This is a genomic window from Acuticoccus sp. (assembly GCF_965213555.1).
In the GTDB taxonomy this organism is placed as follows: domain Bacteria; phylum Pseudomonadota; class Alphaproteobacteria; order Rhizobiales; family Amorphaceae; genus Acuticoccus.
In genome coordinates this window covers 1,923,379-1,943,641 of the sequence record NZ_OZ243890.1, presented here as the reverse complement: position 1 = coordinate 1,943,641, position 20,263 = coordinate 1,923,379, and the positions used below count along the sequence as shown (strand labels likewise).

The window sequence follows — 20,263 nt, the reverse complement described above, 5'->3', positions numbered from 1 at the left end:
AGGGGAAGCTGCGTCCAGGATCCCGCGAGCCGCCCCGCGCTGGACGACGCCGCGACGACGCGGGCCCCCTGCGGCTGCCCCTGGCGCGCGGGCCTACGCCCGCCGTCCCTCGCTGGATCGCACATCGCGCGCCGGCACCCGGCCGAGCGAGGCACGCCCCTTGAGCTTCCCACCCGAGCAGCCGGGCTTACCACCTCATGCGTGCGAAGCTCGATCGTCGGGCGACCGGCGGACTGCAACGCGGCAAGCGCAGGCCCCCAGACGGACACGGCCACCAGCGCGACCGCGCCACCGATCGTGCGCGTGACCCACAGCCCCCTGCGATCAGGCCAGCGCATCGGAACTCCTCAGTGCGGTCCTTAGACATGCGCCAAGGGCAACAGCCTTGCCCCAATCGTGCCGCCCACGGGACGCAGCGCCTACGAAAGGATTGTCAAGCCGAGCATCCGTCCCCATGAGAGGGCCGACACGACACGGCAGGCAGACGATCCGTTGACCATCACGCTGCATCACGGCGACCTCCCGGCGCGGCCCGAGGGGCTCAGCTCCATCGCCGTCGACACCGAGGCGATGGGCCTCGTCAAGGGTCGCGACCGCCTCTGCCTCGTGCAACTGTCCTCCGGCGACGGGACCGCGGAGCTTGTGCAGGTGGCGGTCGGACAGCGCGAGGCGCCGAACCTCAGCGCGATCATGGCCGATCCTGCGGTGGAGAAGCTGTTCCACTTCGCGCGCTTCGACATGGCGCTCATCGCGGCGACCTTCGGCGTCATGCCCGCTCCCGTCTACTGCACCAAGATCGCCTCCAAGCTGGCACGCACCTACACCGATCGGCACGGGCTGAAGGACCTGTCGCGCGAGCTCGTCGGCGAGGAGCTGTCGAAGCGCGAGCAGAGCTCCGACTGGGGCGCTCCGCACCTCACCGACGCGCAGAAGGCCTACGCTGCATCCGACGTCCTCCACCTCCACAGGATCCGCGCTGCGCTCGATGCCATCCTCGCGCGGGAGGCTCGTGCGGAGCTTGCCGCGCGGATCTTCGCCTTCCTGCCCACGCGTGTCGAGCTCGACCTCGTCGGCTGGCCCGACACCGACATCTTCGCCCACTCGTGATGGACGCGCGCGCCCCTGCGGCCCCCGGCCGGACGCAGCGCTTCGCGCGCCAGCGCGAGGAGGCGCGCGCCACGGCCAACACGCGCCGCGTGCGGCGCCTGCGCGTCGCGCTGCCGGCGGTGGGCGGCGCGCTCGCCATCGGCCTCCTGGTGGCAGCGGTGCTGCCCAAGCTGTTCCCGCTCGGCGCCCTCGCGGGGCTGTCGCTCACCGCGGACGGCCTCGTCATGAACGCGCCGCGCCTCGCCGGCCACCTCGGCGAGGGCCGGCGCTACGAGGTGGTCGCCGAGCGCGCGGTGCAGTCGCTCTTCACCCCGTCCCGCCTCTCGCTGGAGCGCCTCGACGCCGACCTCGACATGGGGGAGGGCGAGCGCGTCACGATGCACGCCGACGCGGCGGTCTACGACACCGGCACCGAGGTGCTCGACCTTGCGACGGGCGTCGCCATCGCCTCCACCGACGGCAACGAGGCGCGCCTCGACGCGGCGACCGTCGACCTCAAGGAAGGCACGGTCCGCTCGCAGGAGGGCGTCGACATCACCTCCCCGCGGGGCACGATCCACGCCGGTCGCGTCGATATCCTTGATGGCGGCGCATTGATCCGCTTCTCGGGCGGCGTGTCGATCACCATCCTCCCCGCCTCCTGAAGCCGCAACCCGGAGCCCCCGATGCGCCTCCTCCTCAGCGCCGCGCTCGCCGCCGTGCTCGCCGCCTCGCCCGCCGCGACCCAGACGCTGCAGACGGGCTTCGCCGACTTCGGCTCGGACAGGAACACGCCCATCGAGATCGAGGCGGACGCGCTCGAGGTGCAGGACCGCGCCTCCATCGCGGTCTTCACGGGCAACGTCACCGTGCGCCAGGACGAGGCCGCGCTGCAGACCTCGCGCCTCACCGTGCACTACGCCGGGAACCCCGCGGACGGCGGCGAGCCAGCCGCAGGAGAGGCGCAGCAGGGCACGCCGGCGACGCCGGGCAACCAGCGGATCTCCCGCCTCGAGGCGGAGGGCGAGGTCCTCATCACCGCCGACGGCCAGTCCGCCACGGGCCGATCGGGGACGGTGGACTTCGACGCGCGCACCCTGGCGCTCACCGGCGACGTCACCCTCAGCCAGGAGGGCAACGTCGTCACCGGCGACACGCTCACCGTCGACCTCAACACCGGCGTCGCGCGCGTCCAGTCGGCCGGCCGGGTGCGCGTCCTCCTCACGCCCGGCGGCGGCGGCGGCTGAGCGGCGCGAGCGCCCCCTTGCGAGCCGTCCGCCCGCTTGTATAGTGGCGGCGATGACCCGCGCCCCCGCCCCTGCCGTCGCCAACTCGCCCGGGCCGGCCGCGTCACGCCTCCTCCTTACGAGCCCCTGAGCGTCGGCCGTCCGCCCCGCGGGCGCCCGCTCAGGGGATGATCGAAGCCCACCGATCATGCGGCCCCGCCGCCTCGAGGATGACGCCATGACCGACGCCACGACCCACACCGCGACCCCTTCTGCGACCCAAGACGATCCGTCCGACCGCGCCCCGATCCTGATCTTCGACACGACGCTGCGCGACGGCGAGCAGTCCCCAGGCGCCTCGATGACGCTCGACGAGAAGGTCGCCATCGCGACCCTCCTCGACGAGATGCGCGTCGACGTCATCGAGGCGGGCTTCCCCATCGCCTCCGACGGCGACTTCGAGGCCGTCTCGGAGATCGCCCGCCAAGTGGAGACCTCCGTGGTCTGCGGCCTCGCCCGCGCCATCGCCGAGGACATCGACCGCGCCGGAGAGGCCGTGCGCCACGCCCGCCGCCCGCGCATCCACACGTTCGTGTCGACCTCGCCGATCCACCTGACGCACCAGATGAGGAAGTCCGAGGACGAGGTGGAGGAGATCGTACGCGCCACCGTCAGCCGGGCGCGCAACATGTGCGACGACGTCGAGTGGTCCGGCATGGACGCCACGCGCACGCCGCTGCCGTTCCTCGCGCGCTGCGTGCGCGCGGCCATCGAGTGCGGCGCCACCACCATCAACCTGCCCGACACCGTGGGCTACGCGACGCCCGCCGAGTACCGCGCGATGTTCGAGGCGATCCGCGCCGAGTGCCCGACCGACGGCATCGTCTACTCGACGCACTGCCACGACGACCTCGGCCTCGCCGTGGCGAACTCCCTCGCCGGCGTCGAGGGCGGCGCGCGGCAGATCGAGTGCACGATCAACGGGCTCGGCGAGCGCGCCGGCAACGCGGCGCTGGAGGAGGTGGTGATGGCGATCCGCACCCGCGGCGACGCCATGCCCTACGCCACCGGCGTCGACGCCGCCCAGCTCATGCGCGCGTCCAAGCTCGTCGCCGTCGCGAGCGGGTTCGCGGTCCAGTACAACAAGGCGGTGGTGGGCAAGAACGCCTTCGCCCACGAGTCCGGCATCCACCAGGACGGCGTCCTCAAGTATGCCGAGACCTACGAGATCATGCGCCCCGAGGACGTCGGCGTGCGCGCGAGCTCCCTCGTCATGGGCAAGCACTCCGGCCGCCACGCCTTCCGCCAGAAGCTCGCCGAGCTCGGCCTGTCGGTGGGCGACAACGCGCTGCAGGACGCGTTCCGCCGCTTCAAGGACCTCGCCGACCGCAAGAAGCACGTCTACGACGAGGACATCGAGGCGCTCATCGAGGACGTCGGCGAGCAGCAGCCCGAGCACGCCCGCGTCATGTCGCTGACGGTGATCGCCGGCACCGGCGGGCCGCAGAAGGCGATCCTGGTGATGGACGTCGCGGGCCGCCACGTGACCGAGGAGGCGACCGGCGCCGGCCCCGTGGACGCCGTGTTCAACGCGGTCAAGAAGATCGTGCCGCACGAGGCGAAGCTGTCGCTCTACCAGGTGCACGCGGTGACCGAGGGGACCGACGCCCAGGCGGAGGTGTCGGTTCGCCTGGAGCACGACGGCCGCATCGAGTCCGGCCGCGGCGCCGACATCGATACGTTGGTGGCGTCGGCCAAGGCGTACGTCTCGGCGGTGAACAAGCTGCAGGCGCGACGCCGGCTGCACGCCCAGGCGGGGGCGGCGGTGGCCTAGCGCGGTTCGGGGTTCTCCCCGCATCCACGCGATGAGGCGTCGAGCGAAACGTCCCGGTCTCGTACCACTGCTCCAGGCCGAACCTCCTTGGAAACGACAGCTAGGTCGCGGCGCGGCGGTCTGCGGCCAGCGCGCGCTCGGCTCGGGCGAGGCGCACCTGCGCGGTGGCGAGGGCGAACAGGACGAGCACCTGACCCGTCGAGAACACGCCGTCCGCCCGCGGCTCGAAGAAGATCGCGCCGGCGAGCCCGGCCACGCAGCCGAGCAGCGCGTCGGCGACACCCCTGAAGGCCCTCGCCGTCGCGCGACCGCGCACGGCGAGGGCGAGCTGCGCGCCCCACATCCAGACGTACGCGGCGAAACCCGGCACGCCGAACATCAGGAGCTGGTCCACCCAGGTGTTGTGCGTCGTGGAGAAGCGCCAATTGGCGATGCGCGCGGCGAACGGCTCCATCGTCGCCTCGCCGTTGCCGTACACCAGGATCGACGGGTTGGCCGCGACGTTCGCTCCGAACGCCTCGAGGAGGAGCACGCGCACCCGGATCGTCCCCGTCGACAGGTCGGCGAGGACGCGGCTGTCCGAGCCCCCGACGAGCATGAGCGCACCGCTCACGACGGCAAGGCTCGCAAGCGTCAGCGTTCCCTTCCGGCGGATCGGCGCGAAGGCGACGGCGAGCCCGACGAGGCTCCAGATCAGCGCCCCCTTGTTGGCCGAGGCGTAGAGCGCCGCCGTCAAGACGAAGATGGCCGGGCCGAGGACCGCCAGGCGGAGCCTGCCCGGCAGCGCATCGCGGTCGACGATCAGCCGTGCGGCGATGACGACCGCCGGCAGCAGGCCGACGCCAAGCCCGTTCGGGGTAGCGAACAGTCCGTTCGCCGTCCGCTCGAGGAGGTCGCCCGACAGACCTTCCTTCCACACGTTCTCCTCGAGCGGCGGCACGAGGTAGAGGGCGCCGGTGCGAAACTGCACGAGCCCGAGGACCGCGTTCAGCACGCCGGCAGCGACGATGACCATCAGGACGAGGACGAGGCTCGTCCGCGAGCGGATCGCGAACAACAGGAAGGTGGCAAGCACCACGGAGGGCAGGAGGTTCTTCACCTTGCCGGCGGTGTCGGGCGATCCCGCGTAGCCGAGCGCAATGGCGGCGGCGAAGGCGCAGGCCGTCGTGTAGACGAACACCTCAGGGAACCAACGCACGGCGAGCGTCACCGCGTCCGTGCGTGGCACGAGGAGGCTGAGCGCGAGCTGCGGGGCGAGCAGCGCCCAGATGACGAGCTCGCCGAGGTAGAGCGTGAGGCCGCCGAACTCGCCGAGCTTGACGTCGTTCCAGACGGCGAACACCGCGATCGCCGCCGACGCCACGAGGACGCGCTCGGCCGGTGCTGCGGCGAAGGCCCTCGCCGTCGCCCGGTCGCTGAACGTCACGCCGCGCTCAGGCCTTGTGCTGCGCCATGCCGCCCTTGCGGCCACGCATGGCCCGCACCGCCGGTGTCAGGACGACGAGGACGATGAGCGAGATGAGGATCCATGAGACCGGGCTCTCGACGAAGTAGCCGTAGTCACCGCCGATCCGCAGCGCCCGCCGGAAGGACGCCTCCGCCATCGGTCCGAGGATGACGGCGAGGACCGCGGGCGCCGTCGGGATGTCGAGGCGCTCCATGCCGAACCCGATCAACCCGAACGCCAGCATCATCCAGACGTCGAAGATGCTGTTGTGCACCGCGTAGACCCCCACCGTGGTGAGCGCGATCACCATCGGTCCGAGAAGCAGCGGCGGCAGGCGCAGGACGTTCACGAAGGCACGAGCACCCACCTTGCCGATGACGAACATCAGGCCCGAGGTGATGAGCATCGCCAGCATGAAGCCGTACACCGTTCCCGCGTTGTCGCGGAAGAGCTCCGGCCCGGGCCGCAGCCCGTGGACCAGCATGGCTCCGAGGATCACGGCGGCGACCGCGTTGCCGGGCACGCCGAGGGTCAGCGCCGGGATCAGCGTCGCCGCGGTGTCGGCGTTGTTGGCGCACTCGGGCGCAGCGAGACCGTCCGGCGCGCCCTTGCCGTATTCGGCGCGGTTGCGCGACACGCGGCGCTGCTCGTTCCAGGCGATCAGCGCGGCGACGTTGCCGCCGAGTGCGGGGATGATGCCGATCAGGAGACCGATCCCCGACGCGCGGATCCACACCGGGACGAGGCTCGACCAGTTGAAGCGCTCCCGCGGTCCCCCGACCGAAAGCCCCTCGGTGTTGATCGCCGTGCGGCCGAGCAGGAGGTCGAGCGCCGGCGGGATCGCGTAGAGCCCGGTGAGCAGTACGATGATGTTCACGCCGCTGAGCAGGTCGACGCTGCCGAAGGTGAAGCGCTCCGTCCCGGTCATGCTGTCGATGCCGACCATGCCGAGGACGAGGCCGAAGCAGGCGCTGAGGAAGCCCTTGGCGGGATTGCTGCTGAGGAGGACCGCAATCGTCGTCATCCCGAAGACAGCGAGCCAGAAGTAGTCGGCGGGGCTGAACTTCAGCGCGACGGCAGCGAGGGGCGGCGCGACGAGGAGCAGCGCCACCGCGCTCACGGCGCTGCCGATGGACGAGGAGACGAGCGAGATGTCGAGGGCGAGGCGGGCGCGCCCGCGCTTCGCCATCTCATGCCCGTCGAACACCGTGGCGATGCCGGCGGGCGTGCCGGGGATGCGCAGGAGGATCGCCGGGATGGACCCGCCGTACATCGCCCCGTTGTAGATGCCGGCGATCATGCCGAGCGCAACGAGGGGCGACATGGCGAAGGTGAGCGGAATGAGCACCGCGATGCCCATCGTCGCCGAGAGCCCCGGCAACGCTCCGACGGCGATCCCGATGACGGTGCCGAGCACCATCGCCACGATCACGTCCGGTGCGAGGACGAGGGGGAGGGCTGCGAAGATCTGGCCGAAGACCTCCATCCTCACCCTCCAACGAGGCCGAGGACCGCTTCGGGGGGAAGCGGGATCGACAGGAGGAGGCGGAAGACGCCGTAGAGCACCGCGACGAAGCCCACCGTGGCTGCGAGGGCGATCGGCCAACTCCGATAGCCGACCGCGGCGGACAGGAGCGGGACCATGACGAGGGTGGAGGTGAAGAAGCCGATCTGCACCACGCCGGTGACGTAGGTTGCGACGGCGAGGACCACACCGACGAAGCGTGCCACCTCGCCGCGCTCGACGTGCAACTCCTGGAACCGGCCGCGCACGAGGGGGATGGCGTTCTGCGCCATCCAGACCAGGCTGAGGATGAGCGCGAGGCCCATCACCGCCACCGGCGTGTACTTCGATGCCGCCCGGTAGGACCAGGCCTCGAACAGCCCCGCGACGCACAGCGCTGCGAGCGCGCAGGCGACGAGGAGCTCCACGGAGAACCGGTTCACGGCGCTCGCCGACCCTGCCGAGCCGCGCACCACGCGCGGCTCCGCTCGGTCATCGCCCTACTCGACCCAGGGCTCGCTCTCCCAGAGCGCCTCGAACTGCTGCTGCAGCCGTCCAAGCGTTTGGGCGAACTCCTCGCTGCCCTGGAACGCCAGGGCGAGGTCCTGCTTTTCGGCCTGCTCGCGGAACTCCGGATCCTGGACCGCCTTCTCGATGGCCTCGCTCAGCTGGGCGAGCGCGTCCTCCGGGAAGCCGGCCGGGGCGCCGATGGCGCGGTTCGAGCCGATCACGATGTCGAAGCCCTGCTCCTGGAACGTCGGGACGTCGGGCGCCCCCTCCCAGCGCTCCTCGGCCATCTGCCCGAGCAGGACGACGTTGCCGGCATTCGCGTCGGGGATCATCTCGCTGACGTTCCCCGAGCCGAGGTCGATGTGCCCTCCGAGGAGGGCGGCGCGGACGTCGGCGTTCCCGTCGAACGGCACGTGGTTCATCTCGATCCCGGCGAGGCGCTCGAAGGCGAGCGCAGCGAGGTGGTCGTCCGAGCCGATGCCGGTCGTGCCGTAGCTGACCTCGCCAGGGTTTTCCTTGGCGTACGTGACGAGCTCGTCGAGGGTGTTGATGCCGGCGTCCGGGAGCACGCTGAAGCCGCCCGGGTCGTAGACGATGTTGGCGACCGGCTCGATGTCGTCCATCGAGTAGCGCGTCTCGCGTTGGATCGGGATGGTGAGGATGTTCGGCGCGTTGATGAAGCCGATCGTGTAGCCGTCGGGCTCGGCCATGGCGAGCGCGGTGAAGCCGATCTCGCCGCCGGCGCCGGTCCTGTTGACCACGGTGATCGTGGCGTCCTCGCCGAGGTACTTCTCGATGTAGGGGACCAGCGTCCGTGCCGCGATGTCCGTGCCACCGCCGGCGCTGTAGGCCACGATCATCGTGATCGGACGCTCAGGGTACTGCGCCAGCGCGCTCGTCGTCGTCAGCGCCGCCGCAGACATCGCTGCGGCCGCGATGAGTGCTCTCCTCATGGGCTCCCTCCCAACTGTGGCCCACGACGCTTGCCGGCCGTAGGCGTTTTTTTGATGCAAGATCGGTAGACGAGGACCCGGAGCGCGTAAAGAGGGTGCCGTTTACCGAAGCCCTCAGCCAGCGTAGAGCGATCCAAGCAAAAGGCGTCTCACTCGATGCAGAGCGCGCGCAGCAAGAGCGGGCTCGGCGAAGGTCTTGCCAGCGCTGGGTGATTTGGACTTCCTCGTCGTGGGCTTTGCGGAGTTGGAGATGCAGGCGAACGGTTCGAGACATGGACGGTCGGCTGCGTTGCTTCCGAGCGGTGGACGGAGCGGACGGTGAGCACGCCCGAGCCGCGAGCGCGCGTCTTCGTCCTCGACGAGGTCCATCCGGCGGCGATGGACAGACTTTCGGCCCGGGCCGAGGTGTTCGGCCCCGATCGGGCCGGCGACTGGGAGGCGCAGGCGGACGCCGTCATCGTCCGCAACAGCCGCATCGACGCCGCCGCCATCGAGCGCGCCGCTCGCCTGCGGGTCATCGGCAAGCACGGCGTCGGCACCGACAACATCGACGTCGACGCGGCACGCGCCGGCGGGATCGCGGTGCTGACCACGCCGGGCGCCAACGCCGAGCCGGTGGCCGACCTTGCTGTGGGCTACGCCCTCGCCCTCCTGCGCAACATCGCCGGCCACACGGCGGCCCTGCGCGCAGGCCGTCCGTTGCGCGGCGACGCGCGGGTCGGCCTCGACCTCGCGGAGGTCCCAGCGGGAATCGTCGGCCTCGGCGCCGTCGGAAGCAGGGTCGCGCACCGCCTCGTGCATGGCTTCGGGGCACGGGTGGCGGCCGTGGACCCTGCCATCGCGGACGCCGACTGGCCGCGCGAGGTTGCTCGTTCCGCAACGCTCGAGGAGCTCCTCGACCAAAGCAGCCTCATCTTCCTGCACGTGCCCCTCGACGGGACGACGCGGCACATGATCGACCGGGCTCGCCTCGCCCTGATGCCTCAAGGGTCATACCTGGTGAACTGCGCTCGCGGCGGCATCGTCGACGAGGCGGCGCTCGCCGAGGCTCTGGCCTCGGGCCAACTCGCTGGCGCCGCGTCCGACGTGTTCGAGCTGGAGCCACCCGCGCCCGACCATCCGCTGCTGCAAATCGAAGGCTTCCTGGCGACACCCCACATCGGCGCCTCCACGCACCGCGGGCTGCAGCAGGTCGGCATCACGATCGCCGACAAGGTGCTGGGATACCTTGCCGGTCCTGACGCTGCGTCGGACCACGCGGCAACCCAACGGCGCGAAGCCCGGTGATGCCGCGCCATCGGTTCCTGCGGATCGGCACCGCTTCCAAGGAGCGGGCGGATGGCGCGAGGGACGGGGACCGTCCGAGAAGGACTTTGACGCAAACGCGCGCCTTGCCATCGACGAGGCGAGGGAGGCATGGGGGAAGCGGACCCAGCCGTCGACAACGGCACGCCAGACCGCGCGGGCCCGGGGAACGCTCCGCCTGAAGCCATGCGGAACGGAGCGCTGATGGAGGAGAGGTTGTCCGAAGCAACATCGGAACGCACCGCGCAGGCGCCCCGCATCGAGGAGATCGTCGCGCGCCGCGTCGAGCGGCGGCTGCCGCGGCAGCTGCGCGGGGTCCTCTCGCTGGAGGACTTCGAGCCCGCTGCCCGTCGTCACCTTCCCCGGCCAGTCTATGCCTACGTCGCGGGAGCCACCGAGTCCGGGGCGAGCTTCCTCGCGAACCGTGAGGACTTCGCGGCGCTGCGCTTCGTTCCGCGGTCGCTCGCCGGACACACCGAGCGCGACCAGCGACGGACGATCTTCGGCGAGGAGTACGCCCACCCGTTCGGGATCGCGCCGATGGGGTTGTCGGCGCTCGCGGCCTACGACGGCGACGTCGTCCTCGCACGAGCCGCACAGGCCGCACGCATCCCCGCCATCATGAGCGCGAGCTCGCTGACCGCGCTCGAGCGCGTGGCGCGGGAGGGCGGCAGCCGCTGGTTCCAGGCCTACCTCCCCGGCGACGATGCCCGGGTGGAAGGCATGGTCGACCGCGTTGCGGCGGCGGGCTACCAGACGCTCGTCGTGACCGTCGACGTGCCGACCAACGGCAACCGCGAGCACAACGTGCGCAACGGCTTCGATGCACCGATGAAGCCGAGCCTGCGACTCGCCTGGCAGGGGCTGACCCATCCGGCCTGGAGCATCGGAACGGCGTTGAGGACGCTCGTCAAGCACGGCATGCCGCACTTCGAGAACATCGACGTGTCGCGGGGACCGCCCATCGTCTCGCGCGACGTGGTGCGCTCGATGAGGGGCCGCGAAGGCCTCGCCTGGCGGCACATCGAGCTGATCCGTCGGCGGTGGAGCGGCAAGCTCGTGCTGAAGGGCATCCTCGGAGCGGCCGACACGAGGCTCGCCCGCGAGGCGGGCGTCGATGGCGTGATCGTCTCGAACCACGGAGGCCGTCAGCTCGACGGCGCGATCTCCTCGGTGCAGGCGTTGCCGGACGTCATCCCCGAGGCCGGGGGGATGACGGTGATGCTCGACTGCGGCGTGCGGCGCGGGACCGACGTCCTGAAGGCGCTCGCCCTGGGCGCGGACTTCGTCTTCGTCGGGCGGCCGTTCCTGTTCGCCGCCGCCATCGCCGGGGAGGCCGGGGTGACGCACGCCATCGACACGCTCGGCGCGGAGGTCGATCGCAACATGACGCTGCTCGGCATCCGATCCCTGAGCGAGTTGACCAGCGAGTTCGTGCGGGAGCACAACCTCGCGGCTGCCGGCGGGCGCGCGCCGTCCCGCGCGGGGGCCGATGTCGGCGAGGCGCGGTCGGCCCCACCCGCAGGTTCCGTTTGACACCACGGAGCGGCGCGGTCCAACTCTTGAACAAGATGCTTCTGAAGGGGAGGTCAGCCTTGTCGCTTGGGTTCCGAGTGGTAGACGGGCATCGGCGCGCCGATGCTGGGATGGTGGCGGCCTTCCGCGACATCCCGACGGCCATCATCAGCGACAACCTCGGTCGGATGATCGCCGCCGGACCGACGGTTCGCCCGATGCACCGCATCGAGGGCGGGAAGGGTCGCCTCGCCGGCACGGCGCTGACCGTGAAGACCCGCCCCGGCGACAACCTGATGATCCACAAGGCGGCGGACATGGCACAGGAGGGGGACGTCATCGTCGTCGACGGCGGCGGCGACGCCACGAACGCGCTCATCGGGGAGCTCATCATAACCCATGCCCGACGCAACGGCGCGGTGGGGTTCGTGGTCAACGGCGCGGTGCGCGACCTCGACGCCATCGCCGCGGACACCTTCCCGGTCTACGGCACCGGGGTCAGCCACCGCGGCCCCTACAAGGACGGCCCCGGAGAGGTCGGCTTGCCGATCTCCCTCGACGGGATGGTGATCGAGCCCGGCGACATCATCGTCGGCGACCTCGACGGCGTCGTCGCCATCCCGGTGGCCCACGCCGAGGAGACGCTGAAGCTTGCCCGCGCCCAGCAGGAGAAGGAAGCCACGATCCAGGCTGCGATCAACGGCGAGGGCTGGGACAGGACCTGGGTCGACGAGCTGCTGCGCGAGCGAGGCTGCTCCGGCGTCTGACACGCCGGACGCGACGCATGGTGCGCCCCAACCGGTCGGTCGGGACGCTCAAGACCCTCCCACCAGCTCACGATGGCCTGCGTCCGACGCGCTCCAACGCCACGTCGATCCAATCGGGGGCGCGGCGACCGAGCGGATCCTTCGCTGGCAGCAGGTCGAGCGTCTCCTGCGGTGCGTCGTCGATGATGGATAGCTTGCGGCCGTAGGCGAGCCACCACACGAGGAAGACGCCGGCGAGCCAGCAGACGACCTGCCACAGGACGATGGATGGAACGGAGAGCTCGGCCGGTCCGCCCGCGAACACCGGCTGTCCAAAGAACGTGTTGCCGAGGATCGCGCCTGGCCCCAGCGCGAAGAACGTCCACACGAGGATCAACGACCAAACCGGCGCGGTGAACGTCCGGCGGCCCTCGTCGATGCGGGCGAAGGCCTCGTGGAGGCGTGCGCGATGGTCCGCCTCCTCGCGCCTGCGCGTGAAGATCGACACGATCAGCGTCGCGGCGACGTTGGCCGCGAGCCCCCAGCCCGCGGCGTGCACCGTCAGCGGCCACCGTCCCCAAGGCAGCTCGATGAAGAGCCCCTCGATGATGAGGAGCCCTGCGGTCTCGGTGAGGAGGACGAAAAGCGACCCTGCGATCAGCCCGACGTGGATGGCGGCCCGGCTCATCCAGGGAAGCCAGGCGAGCCCGAGGTATGCCGGCAGCAGCTGCACCGACAGCGCCAGCGTGAGCGATGCGAGGATGGCCGATGACGCGGGCGCGAAGGTCGCCAGGACGGCGACGAGGAGGAAGATCGCGGCGAGGACGATGCGCGCTGCAAGCCTCCTGCCGGAGGGCAACAGTCTGGGCAGGAGGTCGCGGGCGACGAACTCGATGACGGCAAGGTTTGCGCCTGCGCTCGTGAAGAAGGCGACGGCGATCAGCAAGGATGCCGCGATCATCGTGTCAAGCGCCACCGGCACCATGGAGTGGAGCTGGGAGAAGGGAGCGCCGAGCGCGGCGTACCAGGACGTGTCGGCGAGGTTCGCGCCGTCGCCCAGGCTGGCCGCAAGCGCGGTCGCCAGCAGCGGGCCGACCAGGAGGAGGAGGCCCGTCGCCAGTCCCGCGACGAGCCAAACCTGGCCGACTGCGAAACCATGGCGCGTCTGCGAGGTGGTCGCCAGGAACACAACCGCCGGGGACACGGCGATCCCCACGGCGACCAGCGCCGACGATAGGACGGTCATGGCGGTCCAGGGTCCGCCGACCGCGGCCTCCTTGCCGAGCCCTGCGCTGAACTGGATGACGCCGGGCAGACGATCGCCCACCGCGCCGGGCGCGCGCACGGCATCTTGGAGCTGCATGACGTCCGCGTCGAGGACGGCCAAGAAGAGCCCGCCGGCGAAGACCATGAGGAGGCCGAGGAGGACCGCGAGGCCGGCGACGACGAACACCGATCCCCTCCAGCCGCCGATCGCCGTCGCGACGAACAGGACCGTCGCGATCGCCCAGATCACGGGCGCACGCGGAAGGCTGCCGTCGGTCGCAGCTTCGACAAGCGCACCGAGCCGGGCGAGGCTCTCCGCGGCCACGGGCCCGGCGAAGAGCGCCGTCGCCGCGAGGAGGACCACACGCAGCGTGACGCTCTGAAAGTACGCCCAAAGAAGGTCCCCAGGCCCCACCAGGCCCGTGAGGCGCGAGGCGAGCCAAATCCGCTTGTGGAGCGTCGCCATCGTGACGGCCGCAAGGACCAGGCCGAGGGCGACGTGCACGACCTGGTAGCCGAACGCCGCGGACAGCAGCAGTTGGTCGTGCACCGACAAGGCTGCGAGGAGCGCGCCGAACGCGACGAACGCGTACGCCCAGGCTGGCAGGGTGCGCCCGCCGTCCACGAAGGCGTGCGGACCGGGCGCATCACGCGCCACCGCGACGGCGGTGTAGAGGGCATGGGCCAGCACCGCAGTGAGGGCGGCGACGAGGAGCACCGTCACCGGTCGTGTTCCTTCCCCACGCTCACGCGCGCGAGCTGCGGATCGCGTCGAACGCTGCGAACGTCCGCCGCAACCCGAACGCAATGACGAGGGAGGACAGCACCGCGACGAACATCGCCGCAAGCCCGACGAAGGTCGGCGCGAACGCCTCGTCGCGGAAGCTTGGGACCGTCAGCGTGGTCAGCGCGAAGGCGATCAGCGCGCCCGCGTAGAGCACAAGCCCGAGGATGAGTTCGCGGGACGAGAAGGCGATGCCGGTGGCCACGTTCACCAGGACGTGGACGGCGAACCCCAACACCACCACCGTGAACCCTGCGAGGATGAACGGCACGCGCGGGACGTCCTCTCCCCCGGCATACCCCAAGGCCCACAGGGTAAGGGCGACGAAGCCGAAGGCGAACCAAAGCTGCGTCACCAGGATGTGGCGGTCGAACGCCGCCTGCGCGTGGCCGACCGTCATGCCCTAGCCTAGCTGTCTTCCTTGTCGCCGCCCGCGTTGGTGGACGGCGGCGCGAAGTTGCGGAACGACATTCCTCCCGCGCTGCCGACGTGCTCGAGCGGCAAGCCGAGGTCCTTCATGAGCCCGTCCACGAACGCCACCTGGGTGCGGTACTTCATCGCCGAGTTCACCACGCGATCGGTCATGTTCGCGTCCGGGGACCCTGCGCTGCTCGCCCCGTCCGATGGGCTGTTGAGGCCTGGGACCCCGTCGACCTGGAGGATCTTGATGGACTCGATGTTCTCGATGGGCTTCACGGTCTCGCGGATGATGGCGGGCAGCGAGTTGACCAGGGTCTCGTAGATCGCGCTACGCCGGCTCGCCTCGGAGCGCATGTTCTCCGCCTCGTTGAGCCGCCGCTGGCCCTCGGCCTCCTTCTCGTAGCGCACGGCCGCCGCGTTGGCGTGCGCCACCTCGGCACCGGCGCGCAGCTCTGCCGCTTCCTTCTCCGCGCTCGCGATGGTGGTGATGCGCACCGCGTCGCGGTCCGCCTTCGAGGAGGCCTCGATGAACTCGATGCGCTTGCTGCGGCTGGCCACCTCCTCCTGCTCCGCGGTCGCGATCTCCTCCTTCTTGACGGCGAACGTCTTCCAGGCGTCGGCGGCCTCTGCCTTCGCCACCGCCTCCTCGATGGACTTCTGGATCACCGCGATGAGGCGCTCCTTGTCGACGATCTGCACCTCCTTCCGGCGTTCGATCTCGAACCGCTCCACGTACAGCTGGGCGGCAGTGCGCAGCTCGTCGATGTCCCGGTTCGCTGTGATGGACGCGTCCTCGGTGGCCTTGAAGGCGGACGTCTGTGCGAGCTTGACCTTCTCATTCTTGGCGATCTCGTAGTGCACGAGCTCCTCGTCCTTGCGGATGCGTTCCAGGTCGACGCCGTAGCGCTTGTCGATCGCCGCCTTCTCTTGCTCCGCTGCTGCGCGTTCGCGGCTGACATGGATGTCGCGTTCGCGCTCGAGCGACAGCAGCTCGATGGATTTCGCCACCTCGATGCGCCGCGCCTCGACGAGCCTCTCCTGCTCGAGCCGCGCCGCATCGACCTCGGCGATCGCGCTCGCGTCGATGACGCCGATCTCCTGCCGCGCTCGGATCTCGTCCTCCCTCACCTGCCGCTCGTTCGCGATGCGCTCCGCCTCGACGTCCCGTCGAGACTGGAGCCGCTCCACCTCGGTGGAGCGGCGCGCGCCGATGTCGGCGCGTTCGGTCTCGCGCTCGCGCTCGATCTCGGCGGCGCGGACGACGGATGCGGCGGTGATGCGCTCCGCTTCAACGAACTGATCCTTGGCGATGCGGATCCGCTCCGCCTCCTGCTCAGCCCTGACCTTGGCGGCGTTGATGGCGATGGCCGAGCTTGCACGCTCGTCCTCGATCTCCGCCTGCTGGGCGGCACGACGCGTCTCGATGGCGCGGGCCTGCTCGATGCGGGCGAGCTCGAGGTCACGGTCGATCTCGAGCGCACGCTGCTCCGTCTCGTAGTCCCGGAACTTGATGGCGATGCGCGCATCGTTCTCGATCTGGTTCCTCAGCTGCCGTCGTACCTCGATGGCCTCGGTGAGCTGCGTGAGACCCTCCGCATCGAACGCGTTCGCGGGGTTGAACATCGAGATGTCGCTCTGGTTGAGCCCGGTGAGGGCCGCGTTCTCGAGCTCGAGCCCGTTGGAGCCGAGGCGGGCTGCGACGAGCGCCGCCACGCGCTCCATGAAGGGCCCCCGGTTGGCGTGGACCTCTTCCATCGTCATCGTCGGCGCGATGGTCGCGAGCGCATCGATGAGGCGGCCTTGCACCATCTCCTTCATCGCACCGGGGTCGTTGGTGCGCTCGCCGAGGGTGCGGGCGGCCGTCGACACGCCCTCGGGGGTGGGGATCACGCGCACCGAGAACTCGCAGACGAGGTCGATGCGCATCTTGTTCTGCGTGATCAGCGACTGCTCGCCGGTTCGCCGGACCTCCAGCGGCACGGCGTTCATGTTGACCCTTGTGATCTCGTGGACGATCGGGATGACGAGGGCGCCCCCTCCCATCACCACCTTCTCGCCCCCGAGGCCGGTGCGCACGAACGACTGGTCCTTGGACGAGTGCCGGTAGAGCCAATGCAGGAGGTACACGACGATCGCGACGAGGATCGTCAGGATGACGACGATGGCGATGATGTCGGCGCCGGTCATGGTGCGCTTCTCCTTCGGGTCGGTGTCACGCCCTCTCCTGCCCGGCCACGGCGAGCACGATCAGCGCGACGGCTACGAGGTTGACGGCATCCGCGACCGTGTAGAGGACGGCGACGCTCACGGTGTGTCCGGCGCCGACGACGACGTCGACGAAGTGGAGGATCGGATAGATCGCCCACCCCACCGTAAGGATGAGCCTGATCCAGAAGTAGCCAAGGCGGATGGTGCGCGAGGCCCGACCGACGGCCTCGGCGATGGCGCCAAAGTAGAGCTCGCCGAGGATGTAGAGCCAGAAGGCGATCGATAGCAGCACGCCGAGGGTGGGATCGAAGATGCTCGCCGCGCCCAGGTAGCGCGTCAGCACCATGAGGATCGCAGCTGTGACGATGCGGTAGAAGACACCGACCGGCACCATCTCCACCGCACGCGCGAAGACGTAGACCGCGGCCACCTGCATCGGCTGCACGACGAACCAGGCGACGTGTCGCTGGGCAGCGCTTGCCTCCTGCGTGGTGAGCCAGATGGTGCCGGCATCGAGGTAGGTCAGCGCCGTTGCGAGCACCGCCACGCCGGACAAGACCAGCGCCGGGCGCCACCTCGCGTAGCTGAAGGAGAGGCCGAGGAGGGTCAGGAGCCCCGTCGCGAACGTGGTCACGGTGGCGGCAGCGAAGGCAGTCGCCACGACGTCGCTGGGAGGGAACGGCACCGCGAACATCAGCGGGCTAGACCTGGGTCCGGATGTCGGGCGTACGGCCGTAGAGTGCGACCATGGGCAGGATGAGGATGCCGAAGATGAACTGCTGCCACTCGAACTCCAGGCCGACGCCAATGAGGAACGAGGACAGCACCTGGAGCACGAGGACGCCGATGACGGTGAACCCGTAGCCGCCGTAGCCGCCGAGGAGCGACGTGCCTCCGATCACGACGGCGGCGAGGGTCGTGAAGAGGTAGGGGTCGCCCGCGCCGATGAAGCCGCCGCCGGACCAGCCGAGGAGGAGCGCCCCGGTGAGCGCCGCGAAGAAGCCGGACGCGGTGTAGGCGAGCGTCCAGTACCGGAACTCGGAGATGCCGATGAGCTTGGCCGCGCGCCGGTTTCCGCCGAGCGCGTAGATCGCCCGACCGTAGGCCGAGTAGCGCAGCGCGACGATCACCGCGCCCGCGATGAGGACCCACAGGAGGATCGCAGGGGGCACCGCGAGGCCCAGGAACGAGCCGTTCATCGCCGCAACGTTGCGCAGCCACTCCGGCACCGTGCCGAAGACGTTGCCCGCCTGCGCCGAGCCGAGGCTCGTGATGATCTGGACGAGCCCCGCGATCGCGAAGCCGGTCCCCAGGGTGAGGATCAAGGCCTGGCCCTGCAGGCGGAACGACAGCACCCCGTTGAGGAAGCCGATCCCGGCGCCAAGGACAAGCACCATCACGAAGGCGAGCCATGGCGGCACGCCGAGCCCGATGACGTAGAGCAACCCGATGTTGGCCGAGCCGATGACGAACGGGATCGACAGGTCGAGCCCGCCGAGGAGCGCGACCAGCGTCTGCCCGACGCAGGCGATCCCGAGGAAGGAGGCGAACAGCAGGATCGCCTTCACGTTCGTCCCCGAGAGGAAGCCTTCGATGCTGAAGGACGAGATGACGATCAGCGCGAGGAGGACGATCAGTCCGATGAAGGCGCTGCGTCCATGGGCGAACACCTTCGACACCTTGAAGGCGAACACGAGCACCGCCTCCAGCAGCAGGAAGGCGATGAGGTTGGTCACGGTTCGGAACGAGGGGACCGCGGCGCTGACGATGAGGTAGAGGACGAGGAGCGCTGCGGCGGCGAGGATGAGGAGCCGGTTGCTCTCCCACAGGCCGCGGAGCCCTTGCCGATCTGCCGGATGCTGATCCGCGCCGGGCGCGGTGCGCGCCGCAGCGTCGTCGCGCGAGCGTTCGAAGGCCCCGGCAACGGTGTTCGTCAGCCAGAACAGGAAGGCGACGGTGACCGTGGTGTAAAGGATCACGAGTTGGGCCGGCAGCTCCTCCGCGAAGCCGAGCCCGAACCCGATCGCAGCGATGACGAGCGTCAGCGCGAGGTTGAAGGCGATCAGCGCCGTGGAGCGCGGCATCAGCACCGGAGGCACCCCCATGGCAGCGCCTGCGCAGCGCTGCGGTCCGCGACGACCGCGAACAGCGCGAGGATCATCAACGAGATGCACACGTAGACGAAGACGCCGAAGCGCAGCGACAACGCCTCGGCCACCGCAACGCGCGCGACGAGCGTGAGCAGGCCAAGCGCAAGGACGAGAGGCAGGGCGACGCGGGTGAGCGGACCTGCTGCGACCTCGCCGACCTCGGCCGCCCGAGGCGGCGCGACCAGCGTGTAGCGATCGACGCTTCCGTCCACCGTCCCCGCCGCCAGCGCGCCCGGCGAGGCGTCCGGCGCGGTGACGGGACCGACGCCGACGTGCAGCATGATCGACAGGACGACCGTGCCGAGCGCCATCGCCGCCGAGTAGGGGGAGATGAACGAGATGCTGCGCGCTAGGATCGGCACGAGGAGCGTGAGCAGCAGCGAGAGCACCAGGATCAGACCATACGCCAGCTGGGTAACGAAGGCCTGGATCGCCCCGAAGTTGAACGTCGCCAGGACGTACCCGATCAAGAAGAGGTTGATCGCACCCAGGAGCGCCCCGATGACGTTGCCGCGCCCTCCGGCAAGGCTAACGCCGCCCAGGACCACCGCGGTGATCGCCGTCAGCGTCAGTGTCGTCCCCTGCGTCGGATCCCCCGAGCCGATGAGCCCCGTGTAGCAGATCGCCCCCAGCCCGACGAAGATGCCTGCGATCACGTGGGCGCCGATCCGGACGCCATTGGTGCGCACGCCGCTCGTGAAGGCGGCGCGCTCGTCGTAGCCCATGAGCCGAAGGTTCTGGTAGAACGGCGTCAGCGTGAAGAGGAGCCAGCCCCCCGTCGCGAGCACGACGATGGCGAGGATGGGCGTGAAGATCGTGATCCCGAAGCCCCACTCGAACATCCATTCAGGTGCCGTCCCCCCGGGCCTCGGCAGGATGACAAGGTTGATGCCCGACAGCGCGAGGAAGCCCGACAGCGCGACGATGATCGGCTGCACCCGCACGGTGATGATGATGAGCGCAAAGAGGACCTGGTAGAGCGCGCCGATCCCGAGAGCCAGGGCGAACACGCCGATGGGCGTGGTGACGAGGCCGAGGTCGTTCAGCCTCACGATCGACACGTTGACGAACGCGAGCAGCGGGCCCACCGCGAGGTCGACGGTGCCGCGCCCCGCGATGGCCAGCGCCATCAGCGCGTAGGTTGCGAGGATCAACGGTGCGGCGACGATGATGGCGCTGCCGACGCCGGTCTGCGTGACGAGGTTCGGGCCGCGGATGACGGCCGTGCTCAAGAGCACGCCGAGGAGCGCGATCGGGACCAGGAGGTAGGCGTTGGCTCCCGAGCCGGAGGACACGCGGGGCCGCGCTC

Annotated in this window: 17 protein-coding genes; 7 read left to right on the top strand and 10 right to left on the bottom strand. The window is 70.0% G+C overall.

The window, feature by feature from the left end:
* The first annotated feature begins 492 nt into the window (after positions 1–492).
* From ACOOE8_RS09270 to ACOOE8_RS09255, 4 genes are all read left to right on the top strand, one after another.
* Positions 493–1,107, top strand: a complete 615-nt coding sequence (locus ACOOE8_RS09270; RefSeq protein ID WP_420394524.1) for a ribonuclease D — start codon at positions 493–495, stop codon at positions 1,105–1,107.
* Positions 1,107–1,751 (top strand): LPS export ABC transporter periplasmic protein LptC, encoded by a 645-nt coding sequence (lptC, locus tag ACOOE8_RS09265; protein ID WP_420394523.1) that lies wholly within the window; start codon positions 1,107–1,109, stop codon positions 1,749–1,751. Before ACOOE8_RS09270 ends, lptC begins: the two co-directional genes overlap by 1 nt.
* 21 nt (positions 1,752–1,772) lie before the next feature.
* Positions 1,773–2,333, top strand: a complete 561-nt coding sequence (locus ACOOE8_RS09260; RefSeq protein WP_420394522.1) for an LptA/OstA family protein — start codon at positions 1,773–1,775, stop codon at positions 2,331–2,333.
* Between the two features lie 217 nt (positions 2,334–2,550).
* The gene (locus ACOOE8_RS09255) at positions 2,551–4,146 is read left to right on the top strand and encodes a 2-isopropylmalate synthase (protein WP_420394521.1); all 1,596 of its coding nucleotides are present in this window, start codon (positions 2,551–2,553) and stop codon (positions 4,144–4,146) included.
* 100 nt (positions 4,147–4,246) lie between these two features.
* On the opposite strand, the gene ACOOE8_RS09250 is transcribed toward ACOOE8_RS09255, so the two are convergent.
* The 4 genes from ACOOE8_RS09250 to ACOOE8_RS09235 are packed head-to-tail and all read right to left on the bottom strand — an operon-like array spanning position 4,247 to position 8,560.
* Complete coding sequence (locus tag ACOOE8_RS09250) at positions 4,247–5,572, bottom strand: hypothetical protein (protein ID WP_420394520.1); 1,326 nt, start codon at positions 5,570–5,572, stop codon at positions 4,247–4,249.
* Between the two features lie 7 nt (positions 5,573–5,579).
* Positions 5,580–7,079 carry a tripartite tricarboxylate transporter permease gene (locus ACOOE8_RS09245; protein ID WP_420394519.1) on the bottom strand — a complete coding sequence of 500 codons (1,500 nt, stop codon included), beginning with the start codon at positions 7,077–7,079 and terminating at the stop codon, positions 5,580–5,582.
* 2 nt (positions 7,080–7,081) lie between these two features.
* The gene (locus ACOOE8_RS09240) at positions 7,082–7,573 is read right to left on the bottom strand and encodes a tripartite tricarboxylate transporter TctB family protein (protein ID WP_420394518.1); all 492 of its coding nucleotides are present in this window, start codon (positions 7,571–7,573) and stop codon (positions 7,082–7,084) included.
* 24 nt (positions 7,574–7,597) lie between these two features.
* Positions 7,598–8,560, bottom strand: coding sequence for a tripartite tricarboxylate transporter substrate binding protein (locus tag ACOOE8_RS09235; RefSeq protein ID WP_420394517.1), 963 nt, complete (start codon positions 8,558–8,560; stop codon positions 7,598–7,600).
* Positions 8,561–8,878: 318 nt separating this feature from the next.
* On the opposite strand from ACOOE8_RS09235, the gene ACOOE8_RS09230 reads away from it, so the two are divergent.
* The 3 genes from ACOOE8_RS09230 (at position 8,879) to ACOOE8_RS09220 (ending at position 12,147) form a co-directional block, all read left to right on the top strand.
* Positions 8,879–9,847, top strand: a complete 969-nt coding sequence (locus tag ACOOE8_RS09230; protein ID WP_420394516.1) for an NAD(P)-dependent oxidoreductase — start codon at positions 8,879–8,881, stop codon at positions 9,845–9,847.
* Between the two features lie 234 nt (positions 9,848–10,081).
* Positions 10,082–11,401, top strand: a complete 1,320-nt coding sequence (locus ACOOE8_RS09225; RefSeq protein WP_420394515.1) for an alpha-hydroxy acid oxidase — start codon at positions 10,082–10,084, stop codon at positions 11,399–11,401.
* Positions 11,402–11,460: 59 nt separating this feature from the next.
* Positions 11,461–12,147 (top strand): RraA family protein, encoded by a 687-nt coding sequence (locus ACOOE8_RS09220; protein WP_420394514.1) that lies wholly within the window; start codon positions 11,461–11,463, stop codon positions 12,145–12,147.
* 67 nt (positions 12,148–12,214) lie between these two features.
* On the opposite strand, the gene ACOOE8_RS09215 is transcribed toward ACOOE8_RS09220, so the two are convergent.
* The 6 genes from ACOOE8_RS09215 to ACOOE8_RS09190 are packed head-to-tail and all read right to left on the bottom strand — an operon-like array spanning position 12,215 to position 20,249.
* On the bottom strand, positions 12,215–14,116 hold the full coding sequence (locus ACOOE8_RS09215) for a hypothetical protein (RefSeq protein ID WP_420394513.1): 1,902 nt from the start codon (positions 14,114–14,116) through the stop codon (positions 12,215–12,217).
* Between the two features lie 22 nt (positions 14,117–14,138).
* Positions 14,139–14,576, bottom strand: a complete 438-nt coding sequence (locus tag ACOOE8_RS09210) for a hypothetical protein (RefSeq protein ID WP_420394512.1) — start codon at positions 14,574–14,576, stop codon at positions 14,139–14,141.
* An 8-nt stretch (positions 14,577–14,584) separates the two neighbouring features.
* On the bottom strand, positions 14,585–16,783 hold the full coding sequence (locus tag ACOOE8_RS09205; protein ID WP_420394511.1) for a flotillin domain-containing protein: 2,199 nt from the start codon (positions 16,781–16,783) through the stop codon (positions 14,585–14,587).
* Between the two features lie 25 nt (positions 16,784–16,808).
* Entirely contained in the window at positions 16,809–17,489 is a 681-nt protein-coding gene (locus ACOOE8_RS09200; protein ID WP_420394510.1) for a bacteriorhodopsin, read from the bottom strand.
* A 16-nt stretch (positions 17,490–17,505) separates the two neighbouring features.
* Entirely contained in the window at positions 17,506–18,909 is a 1,404-nt protein-coding gene (locus tag ACOOE8_RS09195; protein ID WP_420394509.1) for an ABC transporter permease, read from the bottom strand.
* Positions 18,888–20,249: an ABC transporter permease gene (locus tag ACOOE8_RS09190; RefSeq protein WP_420394508.1), complete on the bottom strand. Its 1,362-nt coding sequence runs from the start codon at positions 20,247–20,249 to the stop codon at positions 18,888–18,890. The genes ACOOE8_RS09195 and ACOOE8_RS09190 overlap by 22 nt, the downstream gene beginning before the upstream one ends.
* Between the last annotated feature and the right edge of the window lie 14 nt (positions 20,250–20,263).

Coding starts and splice junctions, on each gene's coding strand:
- ACOOE8_RS09195 (WP_420394509.1), bottom strand. CDS start 18,909: ATGGGGGTGCCTCCGGTGCTGATGCCGCGCTCCACGGCGCTGATCGCC.
- ACOOE8_RS09210 (WP_420394512.1), bottom strand. CDS start 14,576: ATGACGGTCGGCCACGCGCAGGCGGCGTTCGACCGCCACATCCTGGTG.
- ACOOE8_RS09255 (WP_420394521.1), top strand. CDS start 2,551: ATGACCGACGCCACGACCCACACCGCGACCCCTTCTGCGACCCAAGAC.
- lptC (WP_420394523.1), top strand. CDS start 1,107: ATGGACGCGCGCGCCCCTGCGGCCCCCGGCCGGACGCAGCGCTTCGCG.
- ACOOE8_RS09245 (WP_420394519.1), bottom strand. CDS start 7,079: ATGGAGGTCTTCGGCCAGATCTTCGCAGCCCTCCCCCTCGTCCTCGCA.
- ACOOE8_RS09235 (WP_420394517.1), bottom strand. CDS start 8,560: ATGAGGAGAGCACTCATCGCGGCCGCAGCGATGTCTGCGGCGGCGCTG.
- ACOOE8_RS09205 (WP_420394511.1), bottom strand. CDS start 16,783: ATGACCGGCGCCGACATCATCGCCATCGTCGTCATCCTGACGATCCTC.
- ACOOE8_RS09260 (WP_420394522.1), top strand. CDS start 1,773: ATGCGCCTCCTCCTCAGCGCCGCGCTCGCCGCCGTGCTCGCCGCCTCG.